Annotated in this window: 9 protein-coding genes and 3 pseudogenes; 7 read left to right on the forward strand and 5 right to left on the reverse strand. The window is 42.1% G+C overall.

The annotated features are described in order from the left end of the window. Positions 1-59: 59 nt before the first annotated feature. Entirely contained in the window at positions 60-1,067 is a 1,008-nt protein-coding gene (locus ACGF5R_RS06375; protein WP_387690154.1) for a tail fiber protein, read from the reverse strand. A 723-nt stretch (positions 1,068-1,790) separates the two neighbouring features. Here ACGF5R_RS06375 and ACGF5R_RS06380 point away from each other — a divergent pair. Then, the gene (locus tag ACGF5R_RS06380; RefSeq protein WP_074020760.1) at positions 1,791-2,063 is read left to right on the forward strand and encodes a CopG family ribbon-helix-helix protein; all 273 of its coding nucleotides are present in this window, start codon (positions 1,791-1,793) and stop codon (positions 2,061-2,063) included. Beyond that, the gene (locus ACGF5R_RS06385; RefSeq protein ID WP_112875912.1) at positions 2,051-2,341 is read left to right on the forward strand and encodes a type II toxin-antitoxin system RelE/ParE family toxin; all 291 of its coding nucleotides are present in this window, start codon (positions 2,051-2,053) and stop codon (positions 2,339-2,341) included. The genes ACGF5R_RS06380 and ACGF5R_RS06385 overlap by 13 nt, the downstream gene beginning before the upstream one ends. A gap of 91 nt (positions 2,342-2,432) precedes the next feature. Here the strand turns inward: ACGF5R_RS06385 and ACGF5R_RS06390 are convergent. The 3 pseudogenes from ACGF5R_RS06390 to bla all read right to left on the reverse strand — a co-directional run. Next, positions 2,433-2,672: pseudogene (locus ACGF5R_RS06390) on the reverse strand (PIN domain-containing protein); the annotation flags it as partial. A gap of 40 nt (positions 2,673-2,712) precedes the next feature. After that, a pseudogene (locus ACGF5R_RS06395) lies at positions 2,713-2,952 on the reverse strand (type II toxin-antitoxin system prevent-host-death family antitoxin); the annotation flags it as partial. Further along, positions 2,847-3,581: pseudogene (bla, locus tag ACGF5R_RS06400) on the reverse strand (class A beta-lactamase). The pseudogenes bla and ACGF5R_RS06395, both read right to left, overlap by 106 nt. Positions 3,582-4,539: 958 nt before the next feature. Here bla and ACGF5R_RS06405 point away from each other — a divergent pair. Next, on the forward strand, positions 4,540-6,390 hold the full coding sequence (locus ACGF5R_RS06405; RefSeq protein WP_262980053.1) for a polyurethanase: 1,851 nt from the start codon (positions 4,540-4,542) through the stop codon (positions 6,388-6,390). A gap of 105 nt (positions 6,391-6,495) precedes the next feature. Here the strand turns inward: ACGF5R_RS06405 and ACGF5R_RS06410 are convergent, their stop codons facing one another. Further along, the gene (locus ACGF5R_RS06410; protein WP_112893771.1) at positions 6,496-7,473 is read right to left on the reverse strand and encodes a helix-turn-helix transcriptional regulator; all 978 of its coding nucleotides are present in this window, start codon (positions 7,471-7,473) and stop codon (positions 6,496-6,498) included. 308 nt (positions 7,474-7,781) lie between these two features. On the opposite strand from ACGF5R_RS06410, the gene ACGF5R_RS06415 reads away from it, so the two are divergent. Genes ACGF5R_RS06415 through ACGF5R_RS06430 form a run of 4 tightly spaced genes read left to right on the forward strand, consistent with a single transcriptional unit; the run spans position 7,782 to position 14,568 of the window. Continuing rightward, a complete protein-coding gene (locus ACGF5R_RS06415; RefSeq protein WP_387690157.1) occupies positions 7,782-9,788 on the forward strand; it encodes a TonB-dependent receptor in 2,007 nt (668 codons plus the stop codon). Further along, complete coding sequence (locus tag ACGF5R_RS06420; protein ID WP_112879129.1) at positions 9,785-11,029, forward strand: MFS transporter; 1,245 nt, start codon at positions 9,785-9,787, stop codon at positions 11,027-11,029. The genes ACGF5R_RS06415 and ACGF5R_RS06420 overlap by 4 nt, the downstream gene beginning before the upstream one ends. Next, positions 11,022-12,821, forward strand: coding sequence for an ABC transporter ATP-binding protein (locus tag ACGF5R_RS06425; protein ID WP_262980051.1), 1,800 nt, complete (start codon positions 11,022-11,024; stop codon positions 12,819-12,821). The genes ACGF5R_RS06420 and ACGF5R_RS06425 overlap by 8 nt, the downstream gene beginning before the upstream one ends. Beyond that, positions 12,721-14,568: an ABC transporter ATP-binding protein gene (locus ACGF5R_RS06430; protein WP_387690160.1), complete on the forward strand. Its 1,848-nt coding sequence runs from the start codon at positions 12,721-12,723 to the stop codon at positions 14,566-14,568. Before ACGF5R_RS06425 ends, ACGF5R_RS06430 begins: the two co-directional genes overlap by 101 nt. The last annotated feature ends 12 nt before the right edge of the window (positions 14,569-14,580 follow it).

A 14,580-nucleotide genomic window follows, 5' to 3' on the forward strand; every position in this document is an offset into this window, starting at 1 on the left:
TGGTTGGAAAATAAGCAAGCCCATCTTACCTGATGAGCTTTTATATTCTTAGGCCATTATTATTCCGCCTTTACGATGTAGTTAAAGGCGATATTTCGAGGGCGGGTTTCTGTTGCTGCGCGTGCGACAAGGGATGAATCGAAATTGACCACCCTTCCATAGTCGAGTCCTTGAAGTGTATTGCCTCTATGTGTGCTATCCCCAAGTGAAAATGCTCCTGCGGTGTTAATAACAACAGCTCTGATAGTTGTAAATGTTCCCGTAATTTTTTGAATGGCATCCTCTTGAGATGTTAAAATTACACGCTTAGCATCCACACCACGCCCATCATCCCAACCACGAATGAATTCGCCTCTTAAATCAGGCAATCTGCCATCAGGATAAGCTTCTGCTAACTTCGGGTACTGTAATTTATTAAAAGCGGAGCCATTACAAGTGAAATAGCCGATAGGTGGATGCGTTAACGGCCAAGGAATAGGAGCACCAACAGGAATTTCACTGGCTGTTTTAATCAGTTTATCTACTTCTGCTCGTGTATATACTTCTGAGCGAGTGTATACATCTGTTCGAGTATAAGCCCCTACATCACTTGCATTCAGATTAATATCCTCAGTCAATGCTTTACCATTTATTTTCCGGCTATTGGATACTTTGCTATCAATATTTTCACGCAATGAATTGATAATTTCCTGAACTAGCTTTTGTGTCACTGCTAATGTGTCATTATTGCCAATTTCATTGGTCAGTTGAACAACGCCTTTTTGTGTCAATGAGGCACTGGGAATTTCTGTTGTAACTTTCTGTTTTAACGCTTGGTTTAATTGGGCAGTGAGTTTAGCTAGATCACCATCATCCAAAACATCATCGCCAGATTGTGTCGCGATAAAATTAGCTACCACAGAAGCTATTGTTGATGATTGGCGTAACGCCTTATTTAATACATGTGTAGAGATATTTTCTGGTGGGAATCCTACCTGCAAACTCTGATTTTCTTCATATTTTTCTTGACTCACTACATTAGCATTATTACTAATGGAAAAAGCTTTAAAATCATTTTTTTGGCTCATATACCCCTCTTTAATTAAATTGTTTTCTTATGTAATCAATATATTAAATTATCGTATAGGTAACTCTATCTATTGGTGCCAATCATAGTCTAGTTCAAAAAAATAATAATGGACTGTTTTTATAACTTACATGGTTAATTATTTTTATATAAATGGGGAGTAAGCTGATTAATTTTCGTGAATTATTACCTGTCTATTTCTCTGAAAATAAAACCTATAAAACAATAAAGTTAAAATATGAAAATTTTTCTATCCGAATAAAATAATGTAAATAAAAACAGGATAAAAATAGATGACAATGATTAGAATAAATATTATTATGTTTTGATTTTATTTTCAATAAATACATCAATATCCATGTTTATTTTCTAGTTAATATATACCCTATGGATTTCAAGATGGATCGCGACGGCAAGGGAGCGAATCCCCGGGAGCATAGCGAACTATGTGACTGGGGTGAGTGAGTGCAGCCAACAACTTGAAAGATAACGGGTATATACTATGAACCAGCGCGGTGGCGGTGATATACAGCGCCTTTGGCCTTCCTCCTTTTCTCCCTCTAGCTCCTGCGACTTTAAGTCCTTTCCCTTGTTAGATTACGTTCAAATTCAGCTAACATACCAAGCAAGTGAAGAACGAAGGTTTTCTTTACTTGGTAGTAAAGCGGAGATTTCATGATATAGTATTAAAAGGTATTACCTTCTAATATTTAGGTGGAAGAAAATGGCAACCTCAGTAAAACTTGATGATAACTTGAAAAGCCGGATCCAGTATTTGGCAAAAGTGCGGCATCGTTCAGCTCATTGGATAATGCGTGAAGCTATACGTGACTATGTAGAGCGTGAAGAAAAACGTGAATCTTTCAAACAGGATGCATTGCGTGCCTGGGAAGCGTATCAGGAGAATGGACTACACCTGACACTTGAAGAAGCGGACGACTGGTTAGCTAAGCTCGAAGCAGGAGAAGATGCGGAGTTACCTGAATGCCACGTTTGATTTGGTCTCCGCCTGCTCTCGCTGATATACAGCGGCTCTATGGTTTTCTTGCTAAAAAAGACAAAGACACTGCTCGTCGAGCCATTAAAACAATACGTGCTGGCGTGAAAATGCTGGCACGTCAGCCTGAAGCAGGGCGCCCTGCTGACGATATGGATCCGGCATTTCGAGAATGGCTTATTGATTTTGGAAGTAGTGGCTATGTCGCCCTGTACCGGATTGAGGGTGAAACAGCAACAATTTTTGCTGTACGACATCAAAAAGAGGCCGGATATTAAAATCAGACAAATGACGGCTAATGAGAAATAATCACCATTACCGGTTTTATCACCCATTACCCAGCATGCATATTTAAATATTTCACCATCCTTAAACCCAGGGATTTAGTATTGGCACACCGGTCAATTCAAAATCAATTACATTTCGTGTGACGACAGTCATACCATGAACCAGCGCGGCGGCGGCGATAAGGGCATCACGCTCTGAGCGTGGATCTGGAACATGCAACCGGGCACACCGCTGTGCCACAGCCGTATCTACCGGCAAGATCCGACCAGTAAATTCCGGTACTACATGGTGGTTGAACCATGAGCGCAATAATGTGCCTTGGATTATGGTTCGGAGACAACATTGGTATCAAGAACAAACATCATGAGAAATTGGCTGGGCGGCTATTGATAGCGACACGTGGTGGATTGAATTCAATATCTTCAACACCGGGCATTGCTAAAGCATCAGCGATGTTTCTACGCTGCTTGGTGATTCGTTGATATTCCTCAATGGTTAGCAGGACATGAGCCGGTTTGCCACGATCTGTGATGAACACAGTGCCGTTTTTAGCCGCTTTCTTTGCCCTGCTGACATCCTGATTAAGCTCCCGACTTGATAATCACGTTGTGGAGCTGCAAGCACCTCTCCAAGCACGATTTTCTTCACGCTGGCCGCCATTGCGGCAGGTGTTGTGGTATCTCTGAGGTCACCGGGAATGGCACTGTTCAAATCGGGTTCACAGCGATCGAGTCGAAATGCAGGATCACCAATACCTTGAACAAAGCGATTCACAGCCTCTAATCCACCCAATTCTTTAATCAATAGGTTTGCTGCGGTGTTGTCGCTGTATTGCACTGTTGCTGCACATAATTGTGTGACGCTCATACCTTGGTGTATATTTTTGCGCGCAATGGGAGCATAAGAGAGTAAGTCGGACTCACGATAATGAATATGTTTTGCTAACAATTCTGATTGGGACATGCTTTTGTGCAATACTGCTGCAACAAGTATCAGCTTGAAAGTACTACAGAAAGGAAAACGCTCATCCCCTCGGTACTGAATTTCCTGACCGTTCGCTGTATTAATCAGCGCCACGCCTAAGCGGCCTTTTATGCTGTTTTCCAGTTCGGCAAGTTGTTTATGTAGGGATGAGGGAATGGCACCAGCCTAGGCAGGAAAAGCAAAATTGACCAATGGAATGGTAATACCGGCTAATAACAACGAACGCCGAAACGGAGAATGTTTCATATTTGTATCTCGTAAATAGATGGTAGAAAAAGTGCATTATAGAGAGAAAAAAGGGATATCGCACTATTTTAATAAAATTTTATTATGGTGATTTTAATCATAATAAGCGCTGCTTTTAATTTTAAATATAATGTTAAATAATCCTTTATTTAATAAGGTAGTAATTATGATCAAAAGGTTATAAAATTTTTTTAGTTATTTTTGGTTCATTTTACATCCTGTGTGATAAATTGAATGCAATAACCTTATGTGAATAGGTTATATTATTTTTGCGGTATTCTTATTCTATTTATTTGGTGATATTTTATTGATTTTAAATGATTTTTATTTAATGAGATGTGTGAATATAAAATTCAGCTTTTATCAAAGAAAACTCGTTTTAAATAGTAAGCATCAAAAATATAAATGCAAATTCATCATTGTAATTTAATGAATTAAATTATTAAAATAATAATCTTATTTTGAATTTTATTGTTAAATGAAAAATCAATACATTGTTTTTATGAATTTCCTATTAAAAAAATCATATTGAAATTATTTATAGGGAATAATGGTTTTAATTATCTTTCTTTAATCAATTAAGTGAATCAGCGATAAAAACTTTCTACCAAAATTCACATATCTATATTTTTCAAGAATATTAAATAAAATCAATCTCTCTTTATCATGTCATCATGTAATATAGTTACCCATCAATTTAGTAACCTTATAAAACTATCAACGATGATAATAAATATATCAATGTGTTTATTCTCACCCGTGAGATCCTTTAGCATATAAACTTAATTTTTTCAATGTTAAATTTGTAAAAATATTAAATTTTCATGATGGCTCACTAATTTATAAATTTTTAGATAATTACTCTTTAAATTATCTCCATCAATCTATACTTACCTAGCTGGTTAATATTTTTAGAACACTTTTTTAACTTTATATTAACTTAATAAGGATATGCATCATGGGTGTTTTTCAGTACAAAGACTTTGATGACACTACTTCCAAAGAGTTATTTTCCGACGCAAAAACTATCGCCGGGTATGCTTATCATAATCTGGGCAGCGGATTTGCCGAGGGGTATTACAACTATGGTTTTGGTTTAGGGATGCCATTAACGTTGTTGACTGCAATTCTCGGTAGCACGACATCGCAGGGCATCACACCTAAATTGCCTTGGAATCCGGACGCAGAAAAACAGGCACAAGATAAACTCAATGACGCAGGATGGTTTACTATCAGTGCTGATGAGTTAGGTTATCAGGGAAAAACTGATGCCCGCGGTACTTTTTTCGGCGAAAAATCAAGTCATTCCACTGCTCAGGCAGAGGTAATGGGAAAATATGATGCTGATGGTAATTTGATTTCTATCGGCATTGCGTTTCGCGGTACGAGTGGTCCTCGAGAGTCAATTATTACCGATACATTTGGCGACATTATGAATAATGTGCTAGTAGCGTTAGGTAAGAAAGACTATTCGAATGACTACGCGCCAAACGCTTTCGGCCGGCTGCTGGATCATGTAGCCAATTATGCCAAAGCTCACGGTTTGACGGGCAATGACGTTGTGGTCAGCGGCCATAGTTTGGGTGGGTTAGCTGTGAATAGTATGGCGGAGTCTAGCGATACGAAATGGGGGGGATTTTACTCCCAGTCGAACTATATCACTTTCGCTTCGCCATCACAGTATGAGAAAGGTAACAAAGTGCTGAACGTGGGATACGAGAATGATCCCGTATTCCGCGTATTAAACGGCACTAGCATTGATTCATCATCCGCGGGAGTTCACGATACACCAAGGGACTCTGCGACAAATAATATTGTTAATTTTAACGATCACTATGCATCAAACTGGTGGAATGTGTTGCCCTTCTCCATTGCTAATGCGTCAACCTGGGTTTCGCATGTGACGCCATTTTACCAGAGCGGCATGCAACGTATTATGGAGTCAACGTTCTACGATCTGACTCATAGAGACTCTACTATTGTTGTCAGTAATCTTTCCAACGTCACCCGTGAAAATACTTGGGTGCAGGATTTGAACCGGAATGCTGAGAAACACACTGGTAGTACTTTTATTATCGGTACCGACGGCAACGACCTAATTAAAGGTGGTAAAGGAAACGATTATCTGGAAGGGCGCGACGGCAATGATATCTTCCGTGATGATGGCGGATTTAACATTATTGCCGGCGGGAAAGGCCATAATACCTTTGACTTACAGAAGTCACTAAAAAATGCAGAAATAGCCTATGACCAGGCAGGTACATTGTATATGCGTGATGCACAAGGCGGCATTACCATTGCTACGGATATCTCGGCTATAAGAAGTAAGGAAAGTACCTGGCTGTTTCTGACTAAACAGGTGGATTCTCAAGTCAGAGCCGAGGGTTTGTATTCTAGCAATGGATTGACGAAATACGCCAATTCAGTCACAGGCAACGATGGGAATGATACTCTGACTTCTAAAACCTCCGGTAGCTGGTTGTTCGGTCTGGATGGCGATGATACGTTGATCGGTTTCGGCAACAATAATGTCTTCGTCGGTGGTGAAGGTAATGATGTTCTGAAAAGTCAGGGTAATAACAATACCTTCCTGTTCAGCGGTGATTTTGGACAAGACATCATCTATGGTTACAACAAGACGGATAAACTGGTGTTCTTGGGTACCGAAGGCAGCAGTGATAAAAGTAATTATCTGGATCATGCTTCTATGGTGGACAATGATCTGGTGTTTACCTTCGGGCAAAACTCAGTCACTCTGGTTGGCGTCAGCATGGATAGCTTATCGGTAGATAACATAATACTGGCATAACATATAAATCATGCGATACCCCTATTCATGAAGTGGCCATGTCAAAATGGCCATCTTTTTTTAGAATCAACTGAATAGTCAACATGGCAAAACAGAGATTTTCATTTATTTTCCGACCACGATATTTTCTGTTAATAAAGTGTGACCAACGGCATATTTCGCCTGCCATGCTTTAGGATTGATCAAATAATGTTGCCGGAAGCGTTTAGAAAAATGGCTTGGACTGGCGTAACCTACTGCGGTAGAAACATCAATGACACTCATACCTTTTTTCAATAAATCTTCTGCGGTCGTCATGCGGACATTTTCCAGATATTGATGGAAAGTGCGAAAAACAACAGCACGAAATCCCTCTTTTAATTTCCGTTCATTTAAACCAACCGCTCTTGATAATGATTTTATTGTCCAAGGGTAATGATAATCACTGTTAATTATTTTTATTGCATTATAAACGGCTCGGCGTTGTAACCCACTGACCATATTATATTGACAATCATAAACTTGAGACGCCACACAAGCGAGTATTTCTAACGCTTTTGCCTTTAAATAAACCTTTCTTACATTGCCACTTAATTGGCACTCTTCTATTTGGTTCACTATTTGCATAAATGGTGGGTAGATAGGACATGCCATCATCAATACATCACTGTGACTGGCGTTCTTTTCAAAACCTGCCGCTAATTGAGTAAAAGGTGGCAATTCCTGAGCTGCAATTTCGTTCAATGAAAAACGAATGTCGAGTATATGCCATGATCCGCAGCCAAAGAAGTTCATGCCTCGCGTCATTTTCGGTGAATAGAAAAATATCATCATTCCCGGATGAATATCTAATTCATCACCATTTTCAATCGCCATTTTTCCTCTCCCGTTTAAAATAAACGCGATTGACACCGTTGGCGGTCCTTCACAATATTCTGTGACATCTTTGTTGAGTTCAAAGCATAGCCGATTTATGTGAATGCCGTCAGATAATTCCTCAATCAATAAGGGAGTATTTGTATTCTTTTTATCTGCATGTGAATGCACGCAATTGCAATGGTCAGCCGTGAAAACTTCTAATTTTTTGCTATAGATTGTCTTCATGAGATCCCCTATAAAATTAGCATCAGACACCAGTTAAAAATTATTTCCGTACTTAAAATAATAGTTTTTACATATTATAGACATTATATTTTTACTGTATATATATACTGTGTGTATATATTGTATTGTAAATATCACGCAATTTATCATTAATGATAATCATTATCAATAGTACGTAATGCGCTACTTTTGTCCCTATTCCGTTAGCCCTGATGGAATACTATCGATAGTCTCCCGTTATGTTTTTTGTTTTACCACACCTAATTTTTGTAAAACATGATTTAAACAGTGCATAACGAGTTATTTATATGAGAAAAAAATACGCTAAGGCGTCTGTTTTATGTTGTTTAATTTCGCCTATGGTATGGGCAGAACATTCGTCTGGCGCGACAGAAGATGCTTTGATTGTGACGGCAAATAAACGGGAAGAAGCGTTAAATAAAGTGGATGGTAGCGTTCTGGTTAAAACAGGCGAAGAACTTGTACAGGCCGGTATCACTCAAGTACAAGATCTTGAACGCGCTTTTCCTGGTTTACAAATCCGCTCACGAGGTAATAGAACCTATTCAGCAACCACCATTCGCGGTATTAGTTCACCGGATTTCTATTCGCCTTCTGTTCGAATTTATGTCGATGGCGTTCCTCAAGATCACCAATTCCTAACACAAGAATTAATCAACGTGGAACGTGTAGAATTATTACGCGGTCCGCAAGGGACTTTATATGGCGGAAATGCACAAGCGGGTGTTATTAATATCATCACTCGTTCGCCGCAAGAAGGCCCTTGGCTTAATCTTTCTGGTAATTACTCCAAGCTGAAACAAGGTGGTTCTTTCAGCGGATCAATACCGCTTATTGAAGATCTCCTTTATGGTAGTACCAGCCTGCGTTGGGTAAAAGAGCTTGGGCAAATTGATGTACCAAATCGTGGCGATAAAAATATTGATTCCAGCAAAACCTGGCTTGGACGAGGGCAACTGACATTTGCACCAGAAGATTCTTCGTTCAGTGCTGAACTTAGCTTTGCTCATGAAGATCTCGATTCCCATGAAGAAGTCTATTTAAACGACGAACAATTTCGTCGGAAAGAATATGATGGCCCTATCCCTGATTTAACCCGTCGGGTTAACAGTTATGCATTCAAGGCTGAATATGATTTTGGCGACAGTGTATTAACCAGTGTGACTTCTTATCAGGATCGCGATATTTACCGTGATTTCATTGGTGGTAAATGGAAAGAGAAACACCATGCCACCACGCAAGAGCTGCGTTTGAACTCCAATTTCTCAAATGGGATTACCAGCGTTCTCGGTGGTTGGTTTTCAGATGAAAAGAATAAACATCATACCAGTGGTTACCCCGGTTACTATGGCAATGCGGCTAACACAATAAAAGGAAAATCGCTGGCACTGTTTGGTGAAGTGAAATTGCCCTTTGCTTCTCAGTGGGATCTGACCTTGGGTGGCCGTTTGTCCCATGAAAAATCGCAGATAGACTATGCTGGCCGTTCTGGCATGGCAGCAATCGAAGCTTTTGATAACCAAGTTTCCAGCAATGAATTTACGCCTAAAGCCGCATTGGGTTGGCAATTGACGCCAGATACCCGTTTCTATCTCTCTGCTACGAAAGGATATAAACCCGGTGGATTCAATAACATTGTCTACTCCGCCAATGATAGAAAACCCTACGATACCGAAACCTCAGATAATTATGAGTTTGGCTGGCATACCTCGTTCTTTGGTAACGCAGTGACGTTAGACAGTGCTGTTTACTACATTCGTTCGAAAGATAAACAAATTTATGTTGGTCCGATCGGTGCACAGTTTATACGCAATGTGGGTAAAGCAGAGAGCAAAGGCATTGAATTGAGTAGCCAAATTAAACCAATGAAAGGGCTGAAATTTTCTCTCGGGGGAAGTGTAGGCAAATCAAACTTCATTGATGCAACCGATACAGAGAATGGCATAAGTTATAACGATAAACGTCTGCCTTATGCGCCAGATGTCATGCTCAATGCAAGTTTTGACTACTTGATTGATCAAACGTTGTTACCCGGTAACCTCTATTTAAATGCCGGTGCCCGCTACTATTCAAAAAGCTACTTTAATGAAGCGAATACCCTTGAACAGGGAGGATACACCCTCTATGACGCTTCATTAAGTTTAGAAATGGCACATGGGATTAATGTAAAACTCTATGGCGAAAATCTGGGTGATAAAAAGTATCGTGTCTCCAGTTTCACCGTGGGGCCAAATACGCTCAGTATGATCAATAAGGGCTTGAATGTTGGGTTGGATGTGAGTGTCTCGCTATGACGCACAATATCTCCCATCCCCGTCATATATCGTTACTATTGTTGACGTTGGCGGGGGTTTACACCCTCCAAAGTACTATCGGCATGTTAACGTTACAAAGTATGCCAGCGTTTTTGCGTAGCCACGGCGTAACCCCGGATAAAATCGGCTTGCTCTACTTGCTGATGCTGCCTTGGGCATTCAAATTCCTTTGGGCGCCTGTTATAGAGCGCTATCGTAAATCTGGTTCGGGGGATACAAACCCCCGTCGTATCATGATTTGCGGAAATCTGTTAATTACCTTGCTTTTTTGTTCAATGTCACTGGCAAAACCTGCCGAACATATGCCGCTGATTATCGTCGGTCTGTTTCTGATCACCATTTGTTTGACCGTGGTGGATACCACCACCGATGGCCACGCTATTGACCGGTTATCGCCAAAACATCGCCCTTGGTGCAATGTTATGCAAGTTGGCGGCGGTTATTTGGGTTCTATCATCGGCAGCGGTCTGTTTCTATACCTTGTTTCACTGTATGGTTGGCACATTGGCGCCGGGGTGTTAGCCATAGTGATTCTATTGATGTCACTGCCTGCCCTGTTTTTACGGGAAACACAGGTAGAAAAAGCACCAACGGTTTTAAAAGCCCCGGTTGCCCCTTCTCTCAAAAATGCACTCCGTCGGGCGCCGGTTAGACAAGCACTGGTTTTGATATTGCTATGTATGATCGGTACGCGTCTTTCACTTGGTATGCTTTCGCCGTTTTTGATCGATCGCGGTGTGGATTTAACTCAACTTGGTATCATTGCCGCCAGTGGTGGTGCATTAGCTGGATTATCTGGTGTTCTGCTTGGTGGTATCATTGTACGTAAATTCGGTGCTATCCAGACTTTACTGTCTGTCATGCTGCTTGAATCTATCGTATTAGCCTGTATCTTCTGGCTTGCCCGGCAACCAGAAGCGCCGTTATCCCTGCTTTCAGCCGCATATGTTTTCATCACCTTAATCACCGCCGCCAAATTTGTTGCGCTGTATACCCAGATGATGTCGCTCGCTGCGGGTGCTCAGTCCGGTGTGGATTTTGCGTTGATGCAATCCGCAGATATGGGTATTGCAATTATCTGTTCAGTGTTGGGTGGATTGATTGTTACTAAAGCAGGCTATTCTGCCCTTTTCGTTCTTGCACTTCTCTTCACCTTCATTGCCTTGTTCTGGACATTGCGTAAATTCCATAATTTCCACAAGGAGAGCGTGAATGCGTAATCATGATACTTCTGTTCAGAGTTCGCCGGAGCAGCGTGCGGCTGATGCCGGCGTTATTAAAGAATTATGGTATATGATGCGCCCATACCGCACGTTGAGTTACGTTGCTATTGCACTTGCCATTCTTTCCGCCGGCCTGCAAATGTTGCCGGCGGCGGTTGCCGGGCTCATCACCCAATCTATCTATGACGGGCAATATGACACGCTATTGAATTATGGCGCTATGTTATTGGGATTTACATTTGCCGCTATGTTGACCTTTAGTGGTTCAACGTTTTTTGCTCATTTGATCGCTGCCGATGTGCAAGCTGATGTTCGCCGCAATATCAGCAGTAAGTTGAAGTCTGTCCCTTTGGGTTTTTTCATGCTGACCGACAGCACTGAAATAAAAAAGATGATGCTAGATGACGTCGAACAGCTTGAAGATGGTATTGCCCATATCATTCCAGAGATGTCTGCTACCTTATTCGGTCCATTGATTGCATTGAGTGTCATGTTAGCCATTGATTGGCGGTTAGCCTTAGCAGCCTTCGCGCCAACTTTGGGTGCCTGCCTGTTATTCGTCTATATTCAGATAAAAGTTCAAGCGACAACTCAGCGTTTTTATGCAGCCCAAAACCGTATTGCTTCAACAATGGGTGAAGTTATTAATGCGATTCCTGTGGTCAAAACCTATTCAGGCGGCAAGGTTGCGTTGCAACGCGCTGAGAAAGCGTTTACTGCCCTGACTCGGATTATTGATGTTTGGGTTGAGAAAGTACAGGTCAAATCCAGCCGGTTTTTCGTGTTATCCAGTGCTAACCTGTTGTTTGTCCTCCCTTTGGCGGTCTGGTTATTGAACCGACAAGAGATCACTTTATTCGAATTCACTTTCTTTATTTTGGCGGCAATGGCATTCGGCAATATTGCCTCATCTATGTTTGCTGTGATGACACGTTTGCAACAGCAAGAGGCATTGATCACACGCTATCGTTGGTTAATGAATCAACCTGAACTGGCACCTTGTACCCAAAGCCAAACACCAGCCGATCACAGCGTCGCTCTGCACAATGTCAGTTTCTCCTACCAAGATAAGCAGGAGAATGCATTAAATAACATTTCATTTTCTATACCGGCGGGCAGTTCATTAGCTTTAGTCGGTGCCAGTGGTTCGGGTAAATCTACTGTAGCGAGTCTTATCGCACGTCTTTGGGACCCTCAGCATGGTCAGGTTACTATTGGCGGTGTTGATATCCGTAATATGGATGAACCGACACTACGCAATAACGTCTCTTTTGTTTTCCAGCGTGTGTTTCTGTTCAACGATACGGTGGCTAATAACATACGATTAGCCCGTCCTAATGCCTCACAGGCCGAAGTTGAAACGGCTGCTATCGCAGCGCAAGCACATCAATTTATTCAGCAATTACCGCAAGGCTACGACACCGTACTGAACGGTGGCGTGAGTTTATCGGTAGGTGAAAAACAGCGTATTGCCGTTGCCGCCGCTATTCTAAAAAACGTCCCGATTCTTGTATTGGACGAAGCTACAGCCTATGCCGATCCAGAATGTGAAAAAGAGATGCAACAAGCGCTCAATGCTCTATGCCGCAATAAGACAGTGATTGTCATTGCCCATCGTCTACCGACTATCCGTCATCTTGATCAAATAATGGTTTTAGATAAAGGACAGATTATCGAACAAGGAACCCATGAAGAACTGGTCGCACAGCAAGGCGCATACGCCAGACAGTGGGCTGCTTGGCGGGGAGAAAAAACCGGGGCCGGAGCAAATTATCATGGGGCTATTTAATCGTCTCCAGCAACATCTATCACCAAAACTGCAAAGAGTTTGGTTTAAAGGATTGTTATATAAACAGTTTGATACCGTTGCGATTATGGCTCAACTTGCTATTGCTGCTTGGGCTATTACCCATCTAGGGGAAAGTGACAATCCTATGTTGCCGCTTATCACTTTGGGATTACTGGTTATTTTACTGTTGCTGCGGTTTACTTTTATGGCTCGCGCATTATGTAAACTCACCATTGCCGCCTATGGTTTAGGCATAGAAATTCGTCGCTCTCTGCTACAACACCTTGTCAGTATGTCTGTCGCCACTATTCGGGGATTGAGTGCTGGAAAAATAGCGTTGACGTTATCTGAAGATGTGCAATGGCAGGAAAATCAGTCAGCCTATACCACACCGCAAATCGCTTGTCAGGTGATGATGCTGACTCTCATCTACCTGGCTTTATTCTGGTTCGATTGGGTGGTTGCCGGTAGTGCATTATTAGTGCTGATGGTTGGGATGTTCATCTTGGGGGCTATCCGTAAAAAACTGGATGAAATATTGCGCTTGCGTGCCACTATGATGGCTGATGTATCCGAAGCTATCGTTGAGTACGCCCAAGGTATGTCCTTTATTCGTGCTGCGGCAGCGACCACGACGGTAGAACAGCGTTTTGACCGCGAAATCGACCAATTACGTGTCGCATTCCGCCGCGGGGTATTCAGAAGTATTCCGCTACTGAGCCTGTTTTACATCATCATTGATACCAGCGTGGTCGTTGGCATTCTGGCTGGCGCTCTGCGCTTTAATTCACCAGAAGCATTAACACTCTCAGAAATACTTATCACGATTCTGTTGTTGTTTGCCACGATGACCCCTCTACGTGGGATCATCCCCTTACTCAATATTACGGCCTTAACGCAAGTAGGTGAAACCCATATTGCAGAGATAGAAGCCGTTGCAACGCAAGCTTCCGGGCCACTAGCCGCGCCAGACAAATATGATGTTGAAGTGAATAACATCTCATTTAGCTATCCAGGTACGAATCAACCCGCTATCCAAAATGTGTCATTTTATGCGCCGCAAGGCAGTATGACCGCTATTGTCGGGTCCAGTGGCAGTGGGAAATCCACACTGGCTTATCTGCTGCTCTCTTTCTATCAACTGGATAAGGGAGAAATCCGTCTGGGTGGGAATGATATTCATCATTACCAAACCCAGGCACTGTATGACACCGTTACTATGGTATTTCAGGAAACCGCACTATTTCAGGATACCGTCGCTAACAATCTCCGGTTGGGTGATCCCGGTGCAACCCAGTTAGAACTGGAGCAGGCTGCTCGCCTTGCCAATATTCACGATACGATTATGGCATTACCGCAAGGGTACGATACACCGCTAGGGGTGGATGGCGGTACTCTGTCTGGTGGCGAGCGTCAGCGCCTTGCTATTGCCCGGGCTATCTTAAAGCAATCTCCAGTTTTATTCCTTGACGAAGCAACAGCTTCTCTCGATCCCGAAAATGAACAGTTGATACAACAGGCGTTTGATTCTCTTACCCAGAATAAAACAGTCTTTGTTATCGCTCATCGGTTGAGCACGATAACTCGCGCTGACCAAATATTGGTGATGGATCATGGAACCCTTTGTGATAGTGGCACTCACGACGAATTGTTAGGACGTTGTTCACTTTATCAATCCCTTTGGGAAAACCATCTTGGCTCAGAGGAGCACTGGCATCTATACCCAAATAAGCCAAATAAGGTGTAACCCCCCGTTTTA

This window comes from Photorhabdus sp. RM71S (genome assembly GCF_042879355.1).
GTDB lineage: Bacteria > Pseudomonadota > Gammaproteobacteria > Enterobacterales > Enterobacteriaceae > Photorhabdus > Photorhabdus kayaii.

Excerpts from the sequence above, each read along its gene's own strand:
- ACGF5R_RS06425 (WP_262980051.1), top strand. The coding sequence starts at position 11,022 with ATGCGTAATCATGATACTTCTGTTCAGAGTTCGCCGGAGCAGCGTGCG.
- ACGF5R_RS06405 (WP_262980053.1), top strand. The coding sequence starts at position 4,540 with ATGGGTGTTTTTCAGTACAAAGACTTTGATGACACTACTTCCAAAGAG.
- ACGF5R_RS06415 (WP_387690157.1), top strand. The coding sequence starts at position 7,782 with ATGAGAAAAAAATACGCTAAGGCGTCTGTTTTATGTTGTTTAATTTCG.
- ACGF5R_RS06430 (WP_387690160.1), top strand. The coding sequence starts at position 12,721 with ATGAAGAACTGGTCGCACAGCAAGGCGCATACGCCAGACAGTGGGCTG.
- ACGF5R_RS06420 (WP_112879129.1), top strand. The coding sequence starts at position 9,785 with ATGACGCACAATATCTCCCATCCCCGTCATATATCGTTACTATTGTTG.
- ACGF5R_RS06380 (WP_074020760.1), top strand. The coding sequence starts at position 1,791 with ATGGCAACCTCAGTAAAACTTGATGATAACTTGAAAAGCCGGATCCAG.
- ACGF5R_RS06375 (WP_387690154.1), bottom strand. The coding sequence starts at position 1,067 with ATGAGCCAAAAAAATGATTTTAAAGCTTTTTCCATTAGTAATAATGCT.
- ACGF5R_RS06385 (WP_112875912.1), top strand. The coding sequence starts at position 2,051 with ATGCCACGTTTGATTTGGTCTCCGCCTGCTCTCGCTGATATACAGCGG.
- ACGF5R_RS06410 (WP_112893771.1), bottom strand. The coding sequence starts at position 7,473 with ATGAAGACAATCTATAGCAAAAAATTAGAAGTTTTCACGGCTGACCAT.